This is a genomic window from Roseburia sp. CLA-AA-H209, from assembly GCF_020687575.1.
Classification (GTDB): Bacteria; Bacillota; Clostridia; order Lachnospirales; family Lachnospiraceae; genus Roseburia_C; species Roseburia_C amylophila.
Window position 1 is genome coordinate 17,864 of sequence record NZ_JAJEQU010000016.1, and the last position, 21,323, is coordinate 39,186.

Sequence of the window (21,323 nt, forward strand, 5' to 3'; positions counted from 1 at the left end):
GGAGGCGATATCATATGGAACAGGAATTTGATGTTGAGATAAAAGAAGTGCTCTCAAGAGTACAGAGAGTAAAGGCAGAGTCGCTTGACGATGCCATCAATAAGGCAATGGATATGTATTATGCAGAGCAGATAGTCCTTGGAGCAGAGGACATGAAGGGAGTTGATTTTACGCCTATCAGCGAAGGTCAGCTCCCTTCTTCATTAAAAGAAAACGGAGGAAGAGCAAGATGAAAAGTGATTCAACAACAGTAATTAAGAACATGGAGTTTTTAGTAAAGGAACTTCATAAGGAGTGGGACAGATCGGGTGCTTCTAAGGCATCCGTTATTATTTCCCTTGAGGAAGTAGATGGTATCAATGATAAGTTAAAAGAGATTATCTATCAGACGCAGAAGTCAGTCGATGAGGATGAGCTGACCTTTAAACAGAGCATTGCAAAGTCCAAGGAGTGCTATGTGCTTCTTCGTGTGGTGCGTAAGATTGCAAAGAAAAAGGATAAATGCGAAAAACAGGCAATCGACAATGAATTTGCAATCGAGCTGGATAAGGATGAGTTAAAGCTCTTTAAGGGATTGTTTGCAGAGATGTTTAAGTAGAGGAGGACAAAGGTATGGGCGTTGATATGAAGGTCAAAGCGATATACGATTCTGAAATTGGTAACATCACCAGATCAGAAAAGAACTGGAAGGATGTGTTAAAGGTCGCAGGTCAGTTATACCGCTATGAATTTGACAATATCGTTATGGTAACAGCGCAGAGACCTCCGGAAAAAAGCACACTCATGGCAGATTATGATACCTGGAAAAAGGTGGGAAGATATGTAAAGCGTGGTGCGAAAGGCTGCGCTATCTTCCCGTCGAGGGCGCTGAATCCACGCATGAGGTATATCTTTGATATCAGTGATACCGGAGGGAAGAATGTCAAACTGACATGGGACCTTGAGGGAGAAAATCTTAAGGATTATCTGGATTTTCTTGTGTCAGAAGGTCAGATTGAGCAGTACGATAACAGCGACAGGGAGTCTCTAAAAAATATATTAAAACAGTTTACAGGAACAGATGTTTGGTTTATAATAAAAGAAGAGTTCGGAAACCGAATGACCGAGCTTATGCAGCTATCAGGTAGTGTGATAAAGGAAGAAAGTAAGAAACGCAATGGCTTACAGCAGGTAATGGACATGGAGCAGCTTGTATATGCAAGTGTCATGTATGCTGTAGGGACGAGATGCGGATTTGACTTATCTGTGCAAGAACAGGATTTTAGTCAGATCGTAAATATCAAAGACGAAGAGATCATTTACCGTCTTGGTTCCATTGTATGCGATGTCTCCTGTAGTGTTCTTAGAGAATTTAGTCGTAACTTAAAGGCAATCGAGAGCGAAAGGAGAATTGGATATGTTAGAAGAAATGACTTACAAGGAAGTGGACGGACTGCTTTATCCGCAGATAGAGATGCCGGACGAGACGGAGGATCTCACGAAGCTGGGCAAATACGGAAGGATGGCGATGAACTATCTAAAGGAGAACGAGCCGGCAAGATACAAGACGCTGATGAGATTCGGGAAGATGTACGAGAAGATGTCAGCGGTAGAGGAGGAAGCGAATCAGCTGTACGACCAGCTGGAGATGCAGTATCTGGCGAAGCACAAGCCACAGAATCCGTCATCGACAATGGAGATGTGGAAGATAAGAGAGCAGGCGAAGATGCAGGCAGAGGAAGTGGTACTGAATCAGATAGTGATGCGATTCCACTAGAATCAGATGATACAGAACTGAATAGGGAACTTGATGAAATCAATTCATTGGGTGTCAGTAAGGAAGCCGAATATACACAGGCTTCCTTTTTTTTCGACCAGAACGGGCAGGCAAGCATTGGCACCATTCATACTGAGGACGAAAACAATAATCAGTTTATGCGCCAGTTCGAGCAGGACAGAAAAGCTGCATTAGCAGGTAAATACAATTATCTGAATCCCAAAAAGTCTGCAACAGTACCAGGTGAGTATATCAAACAGGTGCTTATGAGAGGTACAGGCTTTGTCGGTGGCAAGGGCAGGGTATGCAAGATTTTTGAAACAGAGATTGATGCAGGAACCAGGGCAAAGCGTATCAAAGCAGAGTATGGTCAGGGAGGTGCAGTCTGGCCGGTTGACGGACTGGGGCTGCACGGATATGACACATTTCATGGGAATGGACTGCGTTTTCAGTGGCGAGATGAGGATGGAGAGGTTGAAGGATATGTTTCGTGGAAAGATATCGAAAAAGAGCTTGGTGTCCTTATTCTTACAGGGGAATACCAGTCTGAGACACCTCGTATTGATGAGCTTGCGATGGACGGACTCCGTGAGGATGATGAGGTCATTGATGCCGAATACCGGGAAGTGGAACCGGAGGAGGCAGAATCAGAGATTGATGATTATGCAATACCGGATGAGCCGGAGAGCTATGCTTCTAACAGAGATTATGTAAGTGCAAAAGGCATGACACCACAGGAAACTCCCGATGAAGACCGCATGGTAACACAGGCAGAATATGGTGCAGAGATAGAAGCTGAAACAACTGAAAAAGATCCATCAGAGCTTCAGTATATTACACCGATTGATTATGCCAAGCGTATTGCAGAGCTTGATGAAGACCTGCGTGATGCGGCGGAGATTCTTGTAACAGATTGCAGCTGCTACACTCCGTTTAGGGCATTCCTTATGGATGTGGTGCAGTCTGATTTTGCATTTATGCCCAATAAACTTGACCTTATCAGGGATATTGCATTAGGGACAGATAATGCAGAAAGAAAGGCATATTCCAACAATAAGTATGGTCTTGTGGAGTACTCAATCAGAAGCGGATATGTGAAGATCAGCTATAAGAACAGGAATGGTGTGCGTAAGGAAGGTGCTCTCGATTGGCGTGAGTTATATGAAATCTTATCTTATATGGTAAAACAGCCATTTTACTGCGGAGAAGACCAGAAGAAGTATTATCAGGAGACAAAGCAGAAGGCTGACAGGGATAAGATGAATCCGGTCTATAAGAGATTCTTTGATATCGAGGATAGTGTAAAAGCCAATCGTCTTGAAACCAGGGAAAGAGCAATAGCGAATGGCTGGGAAACCAAGATTGATGAGAATGGACATGTGGTTTCAGATGATGCAGTATCAGTATCTGTGGATGATATTCAGGCTGATACAGAATCACAGGAAACTGTAGATTTTACACCAAAGCAGGAACCAGTACAGCAAGTAGAAAGTCTTGAAAATGAGAAGAATGTTGCCGGGCAGACGAAGCACAACTTCCATTACAATCTCTGGGAAATGGAAAAAGGCGGTGCCAAGACCAGATATCAGTGGAATATGGATGCAATTCGTACTTTAAAGCAGATTGAATCAGAAAACAGGCTTGCAACACCGGAGAAACAGAAAACCTTGTCGAAGTTTGTCGGATGGGGCGGACTGTCACAGGCATTTGACGAGGAAAACGCAGGCTGGAGCAAAGAGTACAAAGAACTCAAAGAGATGTTATCGGATGAAGAGTATGCTGCAGCTAGGGCAACAGTAAACAATGCCTTTTATACTTCACCGGAGATTGCCATGTGCATGAACTCGGCACTTGTCCAGTTTGGTTTCAGAGGCGGCAATGTATTAGAACCATCTATGGGTATCGGTAACTTCTTTGGGAGTATGCCGGCACCTATGCAGAGAAGTAAGCTGTATGGGGTGGAGCTTGACAGCATTTCGGGAAGAATTGCAAAGCAGCTTTATCAGAATGCCAATATCAGTATCACAGGATTTGAGAATACCACATATCCGGATAACTTCTTTGATGTAGTTGTCGGAAATGTGCCATTTGGTGATTATAAGGTTTTTGATCCGAAGTACAACAAGTATAACTTCCGTATCCACGATTATTTTCTGGCAAAAGCACTTGATCAGGTAAGACCGGGAGGCATGGTTGCGGTGATTACCACAAAGGGAACACTTGATAAGGCAAATCCTACTATCCGAAAGTATCTGGCTGAAAGAGCAGAGCTTGTGGGAGCGATAAGACTTCCGAATACTGCATTTAAAGATAATGCAGGAACCGAAGTGACAGCAGATATCCTGTTTTTGCAGAAAAGGGAGAGAAAGATTGATATTGAGCCGGACTGGGTACACCTTGGTGTAACTGAGAATGGCATTGCAGTCAACTCTTATTTTGCAGAGCATCCGGAAATGATGCTTGGTTCTATGAAATATGATACAAGGATTTACGGACAGGACAGCAGATACACAGTCTGCGTGAATGATGATGAGAACTTCAATATTTATGAAGCATTAAACAAAGCTATCGGTAATATCAAAGCACAGATGACAGATTTTGAGAGAGTGGCAGATGAGGCGGAGCAGACGGAGGAAGTTATTCCGGCTGATCCGGATGTGAGAAACTACACTTACACATTTTTTGAAGGAAAACTCTATTACAGGGAAAATTCCGAGATGGTAAAAAAAGAAGTATCACAGACTGCCGAGGAGCGAATCCGAAGCCTTGATGAAATCAGACAGATAACAAGAGAGCTGATTGATATCCAGATGGATGGCTGCAGCGAGGAGGAGCTTTCTGATAAGCAGAGACTTCTTAATGTAAAATATGATGCATTTGTAAAGCAGTATGGCGCCATTACTTCAAAAGCAAACAGAATAGCTTTCAGGGATGACAGCGATTACCCACTTCTTTGCAGTCTTGAGGAAGTAAATGAAGACGGGGAGGTGAAAAAAGCGGATATGTTTTATAAGCAGACGATTAAGGCAAAGACTGTCATAGACAGGGTTGAGACTGCTGTGGAAGCATTAAATGTATCCGTCAATGAATTTGGATATGTAAATCTTGCCTATATGCTTTCTATCTATGAGCCGGATATTACAAATGCAAAGGAAGAACTTGCAGAAAAGTCCGGACAGACAGTGGATGAGATAACTCTAAGTGACGATGCTTTGGCAGAGCTTAGAAGGGCAGTTCTTGTGGAAGAACTGGATGGACTGGTTTTCTTAAATCCAGACCGCTACAACGAGAACAATCCCGACATCGGCTGGGAGACAGCAGACGAGTATCTTTCGGGAAATGTGAGAGACAAACTTCGTGTAGCAAAGGCTATGGCGGCTGATACAGACAATCCGCAGGCAGAAAGATTTGCAGGAAATGTGGCAGCACTTGAAAAGGTGCAGCCGGAATGGATTGAAGCCTCGGATATTGATGTAAAGATTGGTACGACATGGATTGAACCGCTTGATTATGAGCAGTTTATCTATGAACTTCTCAATACGCCAAGGCGTGCAAGAGCAGTCAGAAGCCAGTATTACAATACAGGAATTCAGGTACACCTAAATAAGATGAGCATGGAATGGTTCATCGAGAATAAAAGTATGGATAAGCATTCAGTGGCAGCTACTAAGACTTATGGTACAAGCCGCATGGATGCTTATTCTATTTTTGAGGATACGCTGAATCTTAAAACTGTAACAGTCAGGGACAGGATTGATGACGGAGATGGAAAATATCATTACGAAGTCAATAAGAATGAGACAATGCTTGCAAGGGAAAAGCAGAACATGATCAAGGAGAAGTTCAAGGAGTGGCTGTTTGCAGAACCGGAGCGAAGACAGAAATATGTGGAGTATTACAACGAGACATTCAATAACATCCGCCTGCGTGAGTATGACGGAAGCCATCTGCAGTTTCCGGGAATGAATCCGGCGATTGAGCTAAAGCCACACCAGAAGAATGCAGTGGCAAGAATCCTTCTTGGAGGGAATACCCTGCTGGCACACTGTGTCGGTGCCGGAAAGTCCTTTGAGATGATGGCTGCCTGCATGGAGCAGAAGAGACTCGGACTTGCCAATAAGACGATCATGGTTGTTCCAAAGCCGCTTATCGGGCAGACTGCATCAGAGTTTTTAAGGCTGTATCCGTCGGCAAATGTCTTAGTTGCTACAGAGCGTGATTTTGAGAAGAGCCGCAGGAAACAGTTCGTATCAAGGATTGCGACAGGTGACTATGACTGCATTATCATGTCTCACTCGCAGTTTGAGAAAATCCCAATCTCCGAAGAGAGAAAGGAAAGAATGCTTAACGAGCAGATTGATGAAATCAGCTATGCGATTGATGAGATGAAGGAGCGTAACGGAGAGAGATGGACTGTAAAGCAGATGGAAAGCCAGAAGAAAAAGCTGGAGGAGCAGCTGAAATCCTTATCAGATGAGAGTAGGAAGGATGACCTTATAACCTTTGAGGAACTTGGTGTGGACTCTATCATGGTTGACGAAGCGCACAATTTTAAGAACCTTGCGATTTTTTCCAAGATGAATAATGTGTCAGGTATCAGCAGCAGTGGAGCGAAGAAGTCAACGGATATGCAGCTTAAATGCCAGTATTTGTCTGAGATAAATGATGGCAGAGGCATTGTATTTGCGACAGGTACACCGATATCCAATACCATGTGTGAGATGTATGTCATGCAGCTTTACTTACAGAAAGCGGCACTTGAAGAGATGGGGATTTATCACTTTGATTCATGGGCAGCGAACTTCGGTGAAGTGACAACAGCACTGGAGCTTACTGTAGAGGGAAGCGGTTTCCGTTTTAAGAGCAGATTCAATAAGTTTACAAACCTGCCGGAACTTATGAATATATTCCGTGAGGTAGCAGATGTGCAGACAGCAGACATGCTTGACCTTGATGTGCCAGCTCTCCGTGGCGGCAAGCCTATCATAGTGGAGTCGGAGCCTGACTGGTATGTAAGGCAGGTCATGGAGGATTTTGTTGTGAGGGCAGAGCGTATCAGAGGCGGTGGAGTTGATCCAAGCGTGGATAACTTCCTAAAGATTACCCATGAGGCAAGACTTCTTGGAACGGATGCCAGACTGATTGATAAGGATGCACCAAATAATCCGGATGGAAAGCTCAATAAGGTAGCAGAAAATGTCTGGAAAGAATATGAGAAAGGAAATGCCAACGGTCATATAGGCTGCCAGCTTATTTTTTCGGATATCGGCACACCGGGACCGGATAAGGACTTTACCATCTACGATTATCTGAAGGAAACACTTATCCAGTATGGTATTCCGGCAGATGAGATAGCATTTATTCATGATGCCAAAACGGATGCACAGAGGGACGCACTTTTTAAGGAGATGAGGACAGGTAAAAAGAAAGTTCTTATCGGTTCAACGGACAAGTGTGGAACAGGTGTCAATGTGCAGACACACCTTGTAGCAATGCATCATGTGGACTGTCCTTGGAAGCCAAGCTCCATTGAACAGAGGGAAGGACGAGGCATCAGGCAGGGCAACGAAAATGAAGAGGTGGCTATCTACAGATATGTCACAAAAGGAACCTTTGATGCATACAACTGGTCACTTGTCGAGAATAAGCAGCGTTTTATCAGTCAGGTTATGACAAGCAAGGCTGTAAGCCGAAGCTGCGAGGATATCGACGAGGCTACACTTTCCTATGCAGAGATCAAGGCGGTTGCTACAGGTAATCCTCTGATCAAGGAAAAGATGGAGATTGACAATGATGTCCAGAGATTAAAGCTCTTAAAGGCATCCTATGACAATCAGAGATATGGCTTGCAGGATAACTTTATGATTAAGTACCCAAAGCTGATTAAGACAGCAGCGGAAAAGCTTGCCAATGTCCGTGAGGATGTAAAGGCAAGGGATAAAGAGCTGATTGATAATCCGGAATTTGCCATTACTATAGGCAAAGCAACTTACACTGAGCGTGTGGATGGCGGAACGATGATGCTTGAAGCAATCAGCAAATGCAAGACCGGAGAGACAACTGCAATCGGTAAATTCCACGGATTTGAGCTGCTTGTGGAAAAGAACTTCCTTGGTATCAATTATATGGTGCTTCGTGGAAAGACTGAGTACAAGGCAGAGCTTTCCACAAGTCCGGTCGGCAGTATGGTAAAGCTGGAAAACCTGTTCAACGGACTTCATGAGAACATTGATTTTCTGGAAAAGAAGATTGAGCAGTATCAGAATGACCTTGAAGCATCAAAGACTGAGTATGACAAGCCATTTGCGTACAGCAAGGAACTGGAAGAAAAGCTGGCAAGGCAGTGTGAACTGAATGCCCAGCTTGACCTTGAAAATGCAAAGGCTGTGGATGCAGACCTGAGCGGACCGGAGGAAGAAAGAGAAGCAGATGACAGAATGGAATCTGCAGCAATTGTAGCAGAGGATAAAGGTGCTTATCAAGCGGACAGAGAGGGCAGAACACGATAGGAGAGTGAATAATATGAGCATAAGAAAAGTGGTCGCAGGACTACTGATTACAGCAGGGATTGCCATTATGGCAGTCCCTTTTTTCTGGCGGGCAACCGGAGAAAAACAGACAGAACAGCTCATAAGTGAATTTGAGCAGACATTGGAGGATGATTACGATGAAGAAACAGATGTGGAGGAAGAGCAAACCTCCATTAGTAAAGAGGATGAAACCATTCTTAAAGAAGGCGGTGTTATCGGCATCATTGAGATACCGGGCTTAGATATCAGGTATCCGGTAATGGAAGGGACCACAAGTAAAGTGCTTAATGCCGGGATTGGTCATATAGAAGAGACTGCAGGAATCGGAGAAAGTGGCAACTGTGTATTGTGCGGTCACAATGGCAGCAGATATGGCACATTTTTTACACCACTAAGTCAGATATCCATAGGTGATGAAGTGATGATAACCGACAAAAAGGGACAGGAGCATATCTATGAGGTAACAGAGACAGAGGTAGTAAATCCGTATGATAACAGCATCAAGACACAGGGAGATGAAAAAGAATTAACTCTTTTTACCTGTTCCCAGAAAGGAACCATGCGTTTTGTGGTCAGGTGCATTTATAAGGAGGCGGTTATGGATGAATAAGAGATACCGGTTAGCTGAGATAGAAGAGGCAGTATCGGAAATGGAAGAGTTAATTGACATCGAGGATGATATTGCAGAGATTAATGATGACTTTCAGATAGTTGTAAGCGGCTGGTCTGTGTATGTCGAAAGTCTGAATCTGACACTCAGACAGGGAATAGCCTGTGTATGGGATGCAGAGGAAGGATTATTTATGCCTGATTTTGATGTGACTATCGTGTATGAGGGGAACATTGAAACACAGGAGTGGCTCTACTACGAGCAGGACGGAATGGTCGTTACACTTGGCAACTGGCTTAATGGCAGATTGTCTTGTGAACAGATAGAACAGCTTTGGTGTGAGCTTATCATACCGGAGCAAAACAAAGAACAAAAAGAAAGCGAGGAATAGCATATGAAGTATTCAATTAAAGTAAACGAAGTAAGGGCAAAAGAGGGCAGCAACATCAAGGGATTTGCAACAGTAGTATTTGGTGATTCATTTAAGATCACCAATATTGCAATCCTTGAGAATAAGGACAAGGGAGAGCTTTTTGTTTCAATGCCTAGATACCGCTCCAATGAGCGTGATGAAAGCAATGGTGTGATCTATAAGGATGTGTGCAATCCTATCACAGCAGAGTTTCGTGAGGAACTCTATACCAATATCCTTGATGCCTATGCAAGAATCAGGGAACCGGAGAAAGAGGAGACACAGAAGCAGGACAGAACACGTGAAATGCCTGAGTTTTCCGTAACTGTGACACCTTATGAGAGGGAAGGCAGTAACATCAAAGGACTTGCCCGTATTTACTTTGAAAACAGTTTCATCGTAAATAACATCAATATCGTGCAGGGCAAAGAGAAAATCTTTGTATCAATGCCTTCTTATAAGACAAAGCAGGTGGACGAGCAGGGCAAGCCTATCTACCAGGATGTCTGCTATCCGGTCACAAAGGATTTCAGGGAAAAACTCTATAATGAGATTATCTCTGAATATGAGAAAGCAAAGGATAAGAGCAACGAAAAGGCGAGGGAGAGTGCCGAGAAACATCATGGCAATCCCGATAAAGAGAAGGACAAAGAGGCAACGCCCTTTCGATAATTAGTAATCATGTTACAGGGGCGGCCAAGGCTGCCCCATTTACAGAATGGAGGAAACAGAATGGATATAGAAGCAGGAAAAACACTTACCAACGAGGAGGTCATAAGAGAACTTCTCGAATTATTAAAGAAGAATGCCATGAAAGAGCAGGCAAATGATGTATTTGAGATATGCAGCTATGTGGATGGACTGGAGAAAAAGATTGATTCCATGACGGAAGAACTCACCAATATGCAGAACCAGATTAAGGAAATGCAGGAAGATACACTTGTCAATAATGCTAAAAAGGCATTGTCGGAAGCAAAGGAGCGACTTAATGCCAGATGTGAGCAGATAAAGTCGCAGGTATTGGAAGTGAAAGCACAGGTCAAATCTACAGCAAAGAGCATAGTTGATGAGGCAAAGGTAAAGGGAAGAGCTGCATTATACAGAGTGTCGGAGTTCTTAGGAATTAAGAAAAGGCTTCTTGATATCCGAGAGAATGTAAGAGGTGCAATAAAGACCACGGATACGGATATAGCAAAGACAGCACTTCTTGCAAAAGGATTTCGTGAAGCTGGTCAGACAGCAGCTAATGCATTCCGTACTTTTGCAGATAAGCCGGAGGTGGATTATTCGCAGAAGGAACAGAAACACCCTCTCACAAAGGCGGTACTTACCCCTATGAAAGCAGTGAGAAAACTGCTTGTATCAATGGAGCTGCATCTGGACGCTTCGATTGATAAGCTGGATAATCTGGCGATGAATGTGCAGATAGATAAGGAAAAGCGTGTGGAGAATACGAAGAGTGAGAAGCAGAATGTACCTGACAGGGCAGAAGCAGAGCCGGAGAGAGTCAATGCTGAGATTGTGTATACTCCAATGGTGGCTGAAGCACATGAGTATCAGTATAATGCCGATGCATTTGAGGCTAGAGGTGGTGCCGATGTGAAAGTGGGGACAGCAGAGAAAGTATCGAAGGTAAGAGAAGATAAAGCCAGATAGTAATTGGGGCGTGGGAGAATATCCTGCGTCCCTATTTTATTGATTCTACACTATTGTCATCGCTACGGCAGATTGGTTATATACATGTGGCATTTTATAATAAATGACACACGTAATTGCGTAATAATATAATTGTGCGAGGGGAGTAGATAAAAATGAATGAGCACCTAGCAGCATTTGTGGGATACCTGACAGATAAAGAAAAATCGAAATCAACGATTGAAAGCTATACCAGATATGTCAAAAAATTTTTGAAATATGTGGATGGAAATGAGATAACAAAGGAGCTGGTTATACAGTACAGGGAGCTATTGGAGCGTGAAGGCTCTGCGTATTCCACGATTAACCTGATACTTATTTCCATCAATTGTTATTTTTTGATATTAGAATTTATGTTAAAGACAACTGACTGATAATCAGGTATTATCAGTCAGCTAAGGTAGACCAGAGGTTAAAAATTAAACTTATTTCGTGAATGTTTTGTTGTTAATATGTTTTTTTGCTTTGCCATAGTGACATGAGTGTAAATCTGAGTTGTATTGATAGAACTATGACCAAGCATTTCCTGAATATATCGAATGTCAACATCTGCATCTAACAGTGAGCTTGCAAATGTACGACGGAACATATGAGGTGTAATATGCTGTTCAATAGCAGCAAGAGAAGTGTATTTGTTAATCATTCTCCGTACTGTTTGATCTGACAAAGGAGTGCCTGACGGGTTTACAAAAAAATGATTAGATTGATTTCTGATGAATATATGTTTTTATATTCAAGCAATATTTTTTTGACATTTGTATTTTCAGCAAGCAGAGAAAACAATGATTAAGGATAATGCAACAAAGAATGAGCCTGCAAAGAGCGGAAAAAGCCGATAGAGAAAAGTCCTCTTGAATTGAATTAAGGTTTGATTCAAGGGGATTTTTATATTTTGAGTGTCATTTTCTGCAATAAAAGGTCACTTTCTGCACAGGTAGTTGTAAAAATGTTTGAATCGGGTTTATGTTAGAAGTGTAGTTTAGGTACTCAATTATTGAGAAAAACAAAAATCTTAGGAGGTATGGTTTTATGATCAAAAAAAAATTAGCAAAAATGTTGACAACCTGTTTAATGTCTGTATTTATTATTGGTACTGCAAGCATGACTGTACATGCAGAAAGTGTGAGAGAAACAGAGCCTAATAATACTATGGAAACCGCTGAAACGATTATGGCAAATCATGAAACCGCTGCACAGGCAGTCAGTGGTAGTCGTCCTAGCCAGCATGTAGTTACAGGAAGTACAAGTAATACTGACGAGGATTGGTTTAAGGTATATTTGTCAGCCGGAACGCAGTATGTTACTTGTAACGATGATCCTTTTGAATTTGAGGTTTATGATCCAAACGGCAGTCTTGTTTTAGATGAAATATATACAAAGATAGGATTTGGTTCAACAGCATATCCGTTTGTGGCATCAACAGATGGATTTTATTATGTAAAAATTAAAGGAATTACATCATCATCTTCAGACTATATATTGCTAGTAGGTGGTCCAACCTATTCTGTTGCAAGTTGTAAAGTGGAAATGCCTACTGTAAACATGGCAAATGGCAGCGATAGTTCATCATCTATAGATTTACGATTTGAGGATGCTCTGCCAGAAGATGCTGTAGTATATATGCTTTCAATGAGTGGAATAAGAACTACTGCGGTAGATAGTATTTCAGTTAGAAATCTTAGTAGCAATAATACAGTTAACTTATCTACATATACGTGGGATAAATCGGGGTTAGTATCTTTAAACATGCCATTAAAAGGCAGATGGTCAATAACGTATGGCTATAGTAAGGATATATCTTTCACTCCTACTATTTCTTTGTATTATGCATATCCGGTTACATCAACATATGTTGAGGATGATGTTGTGATTATACAATAATTTTAGAAAGAGTGATGCTATGAATGTTAATTTTTTTCCTTTTAGTAATTCACTTCAAATTCTAGGTCGTAGACAGAGTTTGGCAAATATTATGTGCAATCAGCAAAGTGTTACTCAAAGTAGGAAAAAAGATTTATTTGTTAGAAATACAATGTATGATACAGGAATTTATACAGCTTCAGCAGGAAAAAGAAATAAAATGATTTCAAACAGTATATTATCTGCTATGAATAATGATATTTCTAAGGTACGAAAACAAGGCGATATATACGAATGCGAAGGAACATTTTTTACAGCGGAGCAGATACCTAAAATCAGTGGAACTTCTTTGAATGAAATTAAAGCGGAAGATAATATCATTGACTTTGGGAAGAATAAGTATTTTAAATATGTCTCCCGTGACGGACAGGAGCATTGTTTATACACAGATAATAAGGGGATAGGCGCTATTGTTTCCGAGATTATGCGTGGCGAGCCTTATGATCCGGTGTTGGAAAGGTATGCGAGCTTTTGGAATTATATGATGACAAAAGACCCTGTATATGTTCAGTTGTCTTATTCAGATGAAGAAATAAGAGGATATATGGAAAATGCAGGGATAAAAAATGGCTTTTTCACAGTAAAAATGGGAGATAGGGAAGCAACACAATTTTATTCTGCCACTAAAACAACAAGTCCAATTCAGTCTAAGGAACGATATGATGCAAGATATAAGAATTTGACTTCGGGTGGTATTTTGCTTGACGAATATGAAGCTGGAGATATTTTTAAGATTGGTAATAAGGAATATGTTTTAAGTGAATCTCATACATTGGACATACCATACGGAGAGGATATTTATAATATAGAGTATCCGAGTAATTATAAGTTTGGTAAAAAAGTTGAAGAATAATAAGGGATTCCCTTGAGGTGGACTAGAAAGTGTGGTTCAGCTCAAGGGAATTTTATATATTCTTATATAAGTAAGAGCATTATACATTAATAGAGTTTTTATTGCGGAAGTTTTCACTTATTTCGTGACATGGACTAAAACAAGTCCCTTTTCACCATGCGTATTGCATAAAATAATGCAAAAAGAACCAAAATGGGTTCATGGGCATGGTGAAAATGGATGGAACAGAAAATAAAGCAAGATGAGATATTTATTGGTAAGAATATCCGGCGTATAAGGAAAGAAAAAGGAATCAGGCAGACGGAAATGGTTGCATTGTTGCAGTTGGAGAATGTAATGATTACAAGAGAAGCTCTGGTAAAGATAGAACGTGGAATCCAGCATATTCAGGCAACGCAGCTCCGGGCAATAAAAAATGTATTAGAGACTACTTATGATGAGTTATTAAAATAGAGAATGAAAAAGACAGTCAAGTTTCATATAATGTGGAATTGACTGTCTTTTTATGTAGAAATTAGGATAATCAAATTAGCTCTTGTGCTGATAATTTAAAATATCTTTGAGCAAGGCAGGAGTTATTCTTTTTTTATCCGCTTCAGTTAAATTTGAAAACTGAGACAAGGTAGTAAGTTTATTCTTTTTAAAAAGAGTAATAGATTTTGGCTCAGACGTAATTTCAAATAGAAATTTGTCATGCCAGCTTTTAGGTGTGTTCCCATGCTTTCTTAATATACGGTATGTTTTCATGGTAAGGAGGTAGTCCTTATTACATATACAATAGAGGTCATATACGGTTTTGTCGTTAAAGTCATTGATGTGGTGGATATTGTTCCTAAAGAGATAAATATATAATTTAGAAGGAAAATTAAATTGTTGGAGACTTTCCTTTACAATGGAAAGAGAATTTATTTTTACGTGATATTTTTGGCACAGAGCGTCAAGTTCAATTAATGTAGTACTTCCGAGATTGCGGAACTGCATGATTTCCTCCCGTGCATAATGTGTTAGCTGGGAGATATACAGTATGTTATTACGATCAAGAATATTATAAAGGCGTTTAGACATAGGAATGCTGCTAATAGGAATTTCATTTTCAGGAGGAAATATGTAACCGTATGTGTTTAGCTCTTTCATAATGGGATTGAGAGAACAATTACGAGGAAGAACATTTGCTAAAGAGATATAATTATATTCCTTAAGTTCGGAAACAGTAGTAATTCCGGCATATGCTAATGCAAATTTGGTAATAGAAGAAAGATTAAGCTGCTCAATTTGGGTATCCATTGTTTTGACTCCTTTATCTGTATAAATAAAACTATTAGCATTATATCATTGATTTTGGATAAAAGGAAGAATGTGGACTAAAATTAGTCCTTGTATTATTGTATCTATATAGAAAAATGTTGCCCTCAATAGTTTTTTGAAATTCCCGTGTGAGGGGGAAAGTTGATTACAAACAGAATAAATTACAGCAGTGAAAGTGACGATACAAATGCAGGAAGAGCAGAAATGTTCTTCCTGTTTTTTAACAGAACTTCAGCAGCTGGCGGGGAAAGGAGACAGTATGGCAAAGTTCTTAAATTATGAGGACCGGCTGGAGATAGAAAGCGGACTAAAGGAGCATATGACTTTCACAGAGCTTGGAGAGAAACTGGGAAGGGACAGGACTACCATCACAAAGGAGATCAGGAACTATTCCATCGAACAGGACACCGGTTATGGAAGTTACCCGCATAATACCTGCAAGTACAGAAAAGCATGTAAGAGGAAAAAAGTATGTGGGACAAATGACTGCAGGCATCCACTGGTAGCTGTCTGTAAACAGTGTGAACTCATATGCAACCGTTACTGCGAGCATTATGAAGAAGAAATATGTACCCATCGCTTTAAACCGCCATATGTATGCAACGGATGCAGTGAAGTAAAGAAGTGTACGCTGACAAAAACTGTTTACGATGCTCTGGGAGCCCAGAGGCGGGCAACGGATAAGATATCGGAATCCCGAAGCGGGATCCTTGCTACGGAAGGGGAAATCGCCAGACTCAATGAAATCCTGGTGCCGTTGGTAAAACAGGGGCAGTCTATCCATCAGATCTACCTGACACATAAGGATGAACTGATGTGCAGTGAAAAGACCCTCTACAACTACGTGGATGGATGCCTGTTTGATATCAGGAACATAGACCTGCCAAGAAAGGTAAAGTACCGTCCGAGATATAAAAAACCGGAGCTGAAAGTAGACCGTGGATGCCGTGTGGGAAGGAATTATCATGATTACGAAGTATATATGGAACAGCATCCGGACACAGCAGTGGTGCAGATGGATTCCGTGATCGGCAGCAAGGGAGGGAAAGTCCTGCTGACGATATATTTTGTAAATGTGTCACTGATGCTGGGGTTCCTGCGGGAAGCGAACACCTCAAAGTCAGTGATAGATATTTATGATGAACTGTACCACCGGCTGGGAGGGCAGGATTTTAGGAAGCTGTTTCCGGTCATCCTGACGGATAACGGAAGTGAGTTTTCCAATCCCAAGTGTATAGAGAACGGACCGGATGGAAAAGGATTTCAAAGGACGAGGATCTATTACTGCAATCCAAGTGCGCCGTACCAGAAAGCAGAGATCGAGGTGGGACATGAATTTATACGCAGGATCCTGCCGAAAGGAAGAAGCTTTGATGAACTGACGCAGGCAGACGTAGAGCTGATGATGAACCATATCAATTCCTACCGGAGAAAGAAACTGAACGGAAAAAGTCCGTATGAAGCGTTCAGCTTTTATTATGGAGAAGACCTGGCGGAGAGGCTTAGATGCCACGAGGTTGCAGCCAAAGACATCAACCTCACCGCAAGACTTCTCAAAAAGTAACCAGAAGACAGAATAAAGCACAGACCGCCGGCTGAAATAGGAACAGCAGAAGACGTGAATTATGGCTTGCAAAATTTGTAAGCCAAAACTGACGTCCGGTTTTTGTGCAAAAAAATACTCTGCCATAAGGTGATTATATCATAAAAGCAAGGGAAAAACGGGAAAGTCATTACAAAAGTGGAAAGTCGGGTACAAAATTTGCAGGTCGCTTTCAAAATGTGAAACTCGTTTACAAAACGGGAATCTCGGATGACTATTGAACTGTGTGGGGGTGGGACGAATATGGTTTTTGGTCATTTTCTGCAATAAGTAGCTATTTTCTGCAAGACTAATTGTATTTTATAAAATTTAATATAAAATAATCATTGGGTAATTTTTATCTGAAAGATATTAGAAGCGTTTTGTGAAGAATGTCAAATAATGTGCAGATTGGAATGAGATATTTGAGAGAAGATAGAGTAGCAATTATTGATAATGGAATAAATAGTAATTTAATGTGTAAAGAAAAAATACAATCACAAATGGTTATATATGATAATAATAGGTGTATAGAAGATAAAGAGGAAATTCAGATTACAGATTTTCAGCATGGAACATTTTGTGCATTGATTTTTGAAAAATATAATTCTGATTGCATATTAAATAGTGTGCGAATTTTAGATAAAAATGGAAAGGGTGGGGTCGAAAAGATAGAACCTGCCCTTGAATGGTGTTATCAGAATAACATAAAGATTGTTAATTTGAGTTTTGGAACTACGAATTTTAATGAGTGTGAAAAGCTAAAAAAATTGATTAATAAGTATGTATATAATGGTATGATTATTGTGGCGGCAACGGCAAATTCAGGTTTCGTATCATATCCAGCTAGTTTTACGAATGTAATCGGTGTGGCAACAACAGGAAGTCCTTTAAGTTATTCCGAAGATTATATGCAAATGGGGATTGATACTGTTGTGCCATCTGAACATATAATTAAAATGTTTGATGAAGAGATTAGAACATCATTGAGTAATAGTTATGCAGCTCCATATGCATGTGCTTTAATTGCAAATAGGTTAAATATAGATAAAACACTTAGCATAAAAAAATTAAAGGAATATGCAAAAGAGCAAAGCCATATTGAAATGGTTGAAGGAGTATATGAACCGGATTGGGTTTATAAGGCTTATGTAATAGGCGGAAAGAAAACGAGCAGGGCAAGTTATTACTTTGAAACGATTTCGGGAGATTTGAACGAAATACGGGAGAAAGTAGATACTATAATAGCTTTTTCTATGGCTGATTTGGAAAAGCTGGAGATAAAAAATAAGAGTGCAATTTATCTTGGGAAAGAGGATATTCATAATATAGATGTGCAGGGCTTTTTTTGGAGCAAAGAAACCAGACAGCGACAGATTTTGTATAATCATTATCAAGGAAATGGTCTTGAGGTTCCAGTGGTGATACTGGCAATCGAAGATACAATAGATAAGTTCTATGTACTAACAGAATTAAAGAGGGCGTTTGCAAGTGGCGGTTATAATGCGTATACGATAGGAATGGAACCGGAGTGTGTATTATATGCACTGGAATATATGCCGGAGCCTGTATCGGATATTAATGCTTGGAAAAATTTTGTAGAAAGCCAGGTTTTTTATAAACAAGGGGATTTGGTCATATGGTGTGTTCCATTGGAAGAGAAGGATAAATTTTTACATGTTTATCCTGATTGTGATGTGCAAATCAATATTTACAATGAGAGAGATAATAATACTGTATGGTTCTCTTTTGAGGGAGAAAAGATTGAGAAAAAAATACCGGGACTGATTGACAGGAAAGATGTTGGGGAGATATATCATGTTATAGAATCGAAACTGACGGAGGAAGAAGATGAGTAACAAAGAGGCTGTAAGAAGATTACTTCTGCTATTAGGCAAATATAAAAAAACAATAGTTGTGATTGTTGGCTGTCTGCTTGTTTCTACCGGATTAAATCTTTGTGTGCCGCTGATCAGCAGGCGGATCATGGATGATGGTTTTATTGGTGGAAACAAGAAATTGCTGATAGAGCTGGTTTTGGTGTCTATGGTAATTTACACTATAAATTCCCTTATAGATTTAATCAAAGAAAAAAAACGTGTTGACATTTCGGCAAAGATACAGTATTTCCTTTCAGAACAGTCTTTTTCACATCTTATGAAGCTGCGGGTGAACTATTTTAACAATACCAATTATGCGGAGACGTTAAACAATATTAACATGGATATTAACCAGATGACATCTGTTGCCGACAGCAGTGTTTTCTTTGTAATAACACAGGCGTTTAGCATGACAGGCGGCATTATCGGGTTATTTATCATAGATTTCAGAATGACGATACTGGTTCTTCTGTTCATACCGATCAAGTGTGTTGTGATGAAATACTTCGCTAAAAAACAAAAGCAGATTATGGACGAGTTCATAAAGAAAAACCAAAAATATGCGAAATGGTTTGGGGATACCGTCGGAGGGGTACGGGAAGTTAAGCTGTTTAATATTTTAGACAGGAAACATGAAGAGTTTGATCAGAACCAGAAGGATATTATTGAGAAGCAGAAGCAGATGAATATGCTGGGACAGTGGAATACGATTACAGATAGCCTTATGGTGCAGTTCCTTTCCACACTGTTATATATATTGGGGGCAAACTTGGTGTTTGACCTACAGCTTTCAGTCGGTAGCGTGTTTGCTTTCATTACATACAGTTCATATGTTACGGGACCGATTTCTGCAATCCTTAACATAGGTTATCTCTTATCAGGGATTATCCCGTCAACAAAAAGGTATTATGCGTTTATGGACTTGGAGGAAGAAACAGATAATGGGGAAACTGCTGCTTTGTGTCCGGATGACCTGAAATTGCAACAGGTTTCTTTTGCATATGAAAAAGAAAAATATGTTTTAAAAGATGTGGATATTTTGTTTGCAAAAGGCAGTAAGACAGCTATAATCGGGCGCAATGGTTCGGGAAAGACAACGATTATCAATCTTCTTACCAGAATGTATGAGCCAACAAGTGGTAAGATAATGCTTGGGACAGAGGATATTTCAGAATTGCCGCTGCCAGAGTACCGTAACATGGTGTCTGTAGTGAGCCAGCAGATTTATCTTTTTAATGATACAATAAGAAATAATATCTGCCTGTATAAGCGGGTGGACGATGTTATAGTGGAAGAAGCCTGCAAGGACAGCGGACTGGAAGATTTCATAAAAGAGGTTTCACTTGATTATGTGGTAGGGCAGAACGGGGCAATGCTTTCTGGTGGACAGAAACAGAAAATAGCTCTTGCGAGAGCTTTGATACATGATAAGCCAATTGTTATATTTGATGAAGCCACTTCAAATACGGATGCTTATTCGGAGCAGCAGATTAACGGGCTGTTGGATACAAAACTAAAAGAAAAAACGGTAATAGTGATAACACATAAGAAAGAGATATTGAATAAAGTGGATCAGATTGTCGTGCTGAAGGAGGGCGTGGTTATTGACAACGGGACATATGACGAGTTAGTGGGCAAAAATGAAGAATTAAATATTATGATGGAAAAAGTGGGTTAAGTATGAGAAAACTTTTCAGAATAGTAGGGATTGTCTGAAAAGTTTTTTTGTGCCGTTTTCTGCAATAAGTGGTCACTTTCTGCAACACATCTTGATATATGCAATAATTTACACGATAATATACACAAAAGCGAGAGTTCAATAGTTATCTGAAATAGATAAATAAATCTGAAAAAGGGAGGTAATTGCATGGGTGTTGATTCTATATTAGGATATAATTTATCTGTTCAAACAAAGAATTTTACAAAAAGAATTACATTAGGTGCAACAGGTGCTAATCAAACACAGGGGCTATCAGAGTCAGAAAAATTAGAAAATTTTAAAAAAGAGATTTGGAAAGAAATAGATTCTATGTCGTGGGGATCGAATATTTCGGTACAAATAACGGATAGTGCATTTGAAAAAATGATGGTGGACAAAGAGTTTAAAAACAAAATGATGAACATCATCAGAGAGGATGCCCGTGGCTCAAATATGATGTGTGGTGGAACTTTAATAAACATTGATGAAAATGGATATAAAGGTTATTCCTATATGCAGAGTCATACAAAAGAGGCAGGGAGAGCGTTTGAGGCGCATTCCAAAGATAAAGACAGTTTTTATTCAAAAAAGTGTAAAAAAGATGAATTAAATGAACTTTGGGAGAAAGAGAGATTGAAAAAACGCCAATATCAGGAAAAGGCTGACGATGAGTATATGGAAAGCTTACGTCTGAAAGAGATATTTCAACACAAAGAAGATGTTGCAAAATTATACGAAGAAAAAACAGTCAAAAAGTAATTGGAAGATATGTAATTACCGTGTTTAGGTAAATTATATAAATACATTTGGAAAGGAGGGAATGGGCATGAAAAGAACATTAGGAAAGAAAAACTGTGTACAGGATGGCACACTGGTGGCTTTTGCTAGTTGCAGTTGTGATTCAATGTGCAGCATTTTGGGATGCGATTGCAGTACAGGCGATACGGCAAGCAATACTTTAAGATTGCAGAATTATTCCAAATTGTTGTCAAAGGCAATCTCAGGCACATGGGCATACTAATGGCTAGGTCAACGCAGCATATGAGGGTGGGCAGTACTATGTATTGTCCACCTAATATTA

18 protein-coding genes are annotated in these 21,323 nt (G+C 40.2%); 16 read left to right on the plus strand and 2 right to left on the minus strand.

Annotated elements, in window-relative coordinates:
• Positions 1-14 precede the first annotated feature (14 nt).
• From LKD41_RS12745 to LKD41_RS12785, 8 genes are all read left to right on the plus strand, one after another.
• A complete protein-coding gene (locus LKD41_RS12745) occupies positions 15-233 on the plus strand; it encodes a DpnD/PcfM family protein (protein WP_008120660.1) in 219 nt (72 codons plus the stop codon).
• Positions 230-598 (plus strand): hypothetical protein, encoded by a 369-nt coding sequence (locus LKD41_RS12750; RefSeq protein ID WP_055062784.1) that lies wholly within the window; start codon positions 230-232, stop codon positions 596-598. The genes LKD41_RS12745 and LKD41_RS12750 overlap by 4 nt, the downstream gene beginning before the upstream one ends.
• Positions 599-612: 14 nt before the next feature.
• A complete protein-coding gene (locus LKD41_RS16080) occupies positions 613-8,265 on the plus strand; it encodes a helicase-related protein (RefSeq protein WP_331470926.1) in 7,653 nt (2,550 codons plus the stop codon).
• A 13-nt stretch (positions 8,266-8,278) separates the two neighbouring features.
• On the plus strand, positions 8,279-8,896 hold the full coding sequence (locus tag LKD41_RS12765; protein WP_227701395.1) for a class D sortase: 618 nt from the start codon (positions 8,279-8,281) through the stop codon (positions 8,894-8,896).
• Positions 8,889-9,287, plus strand: a complete 399-nt coding sequence (locus LKD41_RS12770) for a hypothetical protein (protein WP_117690985.1) — start codon at positions 8,889-8,891, stop codon at positions 9,285-9,287. Before LKD41_RS12765 ends, LKD41_RS12770 begins: the two co-directional genes overlap by 8 nt.
• A 3-nt stretch (positions 9,288-9,290) precedes the next feature.
• The gene (locus tag LKD41_RS12775; RefSeq protein WP_008395320.1) at positions 9,291-9,980 is read left to right on the plus strand and encodes a SpoVG family protein; all 690 of its coding nucleotides are present in this window, start codon (positions 9,291-9,293) and stop codon (positions 9,978-9,980) included.
• Between the two features lie 60 nt (positions 9,981-10,040).
• The gene (locus LKD41_RS12780; RefSeq protein ID WP_117690986.1) at positions 10,041-10,964 is read left to right on the plus strand and encodes a DUF6674 family protein; all 924 of its coding nucleotides are present in this window, start codon (positions 10,041-10,043) and stop codon (positions 10,962-10,964) included.
• Between the two features lie 155 nt (positions 10,965-11,119).
• On the plus strand, positions 11,120-11,377 hold the full coding sequence (locus LKD41_RS12785; protein WP_227701396.1) for a site-specific integrase: 258 nt from the start codon (positions 11,120-11,122) through the stop codon (positions 11,375-11,377).
• 38 nt (positions 11,378-11,415) lie between these two features.
• Here LKD41_RS12785 and LKD41_RS12790 read toward each other — a convergent pair whose 3' ends face one another.
• Positions 11,416-11,670 (minus strand): tyrosine-type recombinase/integrase, encoded by a 255-nt coding sequence (locus LKD41_RS12790; protein WP_416386090.1) that lies wholly within the window; start codon positions 11,668-11,670, stop codon positions 11,416-11,418.
• Positions 11,671-12,032: 362 nt separating this feature from the next.
• Between LKD41_RS12790 and LKD41_RS12795 the strand changes: the two genes are divergently transcribed.
• The 3 genes from LKD41_RS12795 to LKD41_RS12805 all read left to right on the plus strand — a co-directional run bounded on the left by LKD41_RS12795 (position 12,033) and on the right by LKD41_RS12805 (position 14,229).
• Positions 12,033-12,884 (plus strand): hypothetical protein, encoded by an 852-nt coding sequence (locus LKD41_RS12795; protein WP_022155156.1) that lies wholly within the window; start codon positions 12,033-12,035, stop codon positions 12,882-12,884.
• Positions 12,885-12,903: 19 nt separating this feature from the next.
• A complete protein-coding gene (locus LKD41_RS12800; RefSeq protein ID WP_118504585.1) occupies positions 12,904-13,776 on the plus strand; it encodes a hypothetical protein in 873 nt (290 codons plus the stop codon).
• A gap of 219 nt (positions 13,777-13,995) precedes the next feature.
• Complete coding sequence (locus tag LKD41_RS12805) at positions 13,996-14,229, plus strand: helix-turn-helix domain-containing protein (RefSeq protein ID WP_118548248.1); 234 nt, start codon at positions 13,996-13,998, stop codon at positions 14,227-14,229.
• Between the two features lie 75 nt (positions 14,230-14,304).
• Here LKD41_RS12805 and LKD41_RS12810 read toward each other — a convergent pair whose 3' ends face one another.
• Positions 14,305-15,060 carry a DNA-directed RNA polymerase subunit alpha C-terminal domain-containing protein gene (locus LKD41_RS12810; protein WP_022155153.1) on the minus strand — a complete coding sequence of 252 codons (756 nt, stop codon included), beginning with the start codon at positions 15,058-15,060 and terminating at the stop codon, positions 14,305-14,307.
• A 280-nt stretch (positions 15,061-15,340) separates the two neighbouring features.
• Here LKD41_RS12810 and LKD41_RS12815 point away from each other — a divergent pair, with 280 nt between their 5' ends.
• From LKD41_RS12815 to LKD41_RS12835, 5 genes are all read left to right on the plus strand, one after another.
• Positions 15,341-16,645, plus strand: a complete 1,305-nt coding sequence (locus tag LKD41_RS12815) for an IS30 family transposase (RefSeq protein ID WP_069432380.1) — start codon at positions 15,341-15,343, stop codon at positions 16,643-16,645.
• Positions 16,646-17,088: 443 nt separating this feature from the next.
• Positions 17,089-18,522: a S8 family serine peptidase gene (locus LKD41_RS12820; protein WP_330616537.1), complete on the plus strand. Its 1,434-nt coding sequence runs from the start codon at positions 17,089-17,091 to the stop codon at positions 18,520-18,522.
• A complete protein-coding gene (locus LKD41_RS12825; protein ID WP_195287312.1) occupies positions 18,515-20,221 on the plus strand; it encodes an ABC transporter ATP-binding protein in 1,707 nt (568 codons plus the stop codon). Before LKD41_RS12820 ends, LKD41_RS12825 begins: the two co-directional genes overlap by 8 nt.
• Positions 20,222-20,410: 189 nt before the next feature.
• Complete coding sequence (locus LKD41_RS12830) at positions 20,411-21,001, plus strand: hypothetical protein (RefSeq protein WP_195287311.1); 591 nt, start codon at positions 20,411-20,413, stop codon at positions 20,999-21,001.
• A 67-nt stretch (positions 21,002-21,068) separates the two neighbouring features.
• Complete coding sequence (locus tag LKD41_RS12835) at positions 21,069-21,263, plus strand: CLI_3235 family bacteriocin precursor (protein ID WP_195287310.1); 195 nt, start codon at positions 21,069-21,071, stop codon at positions 21,261-21,263.
• The last annotated feature ends 60 nt before the right edge of the window (positions 21,264-21,323 follow it).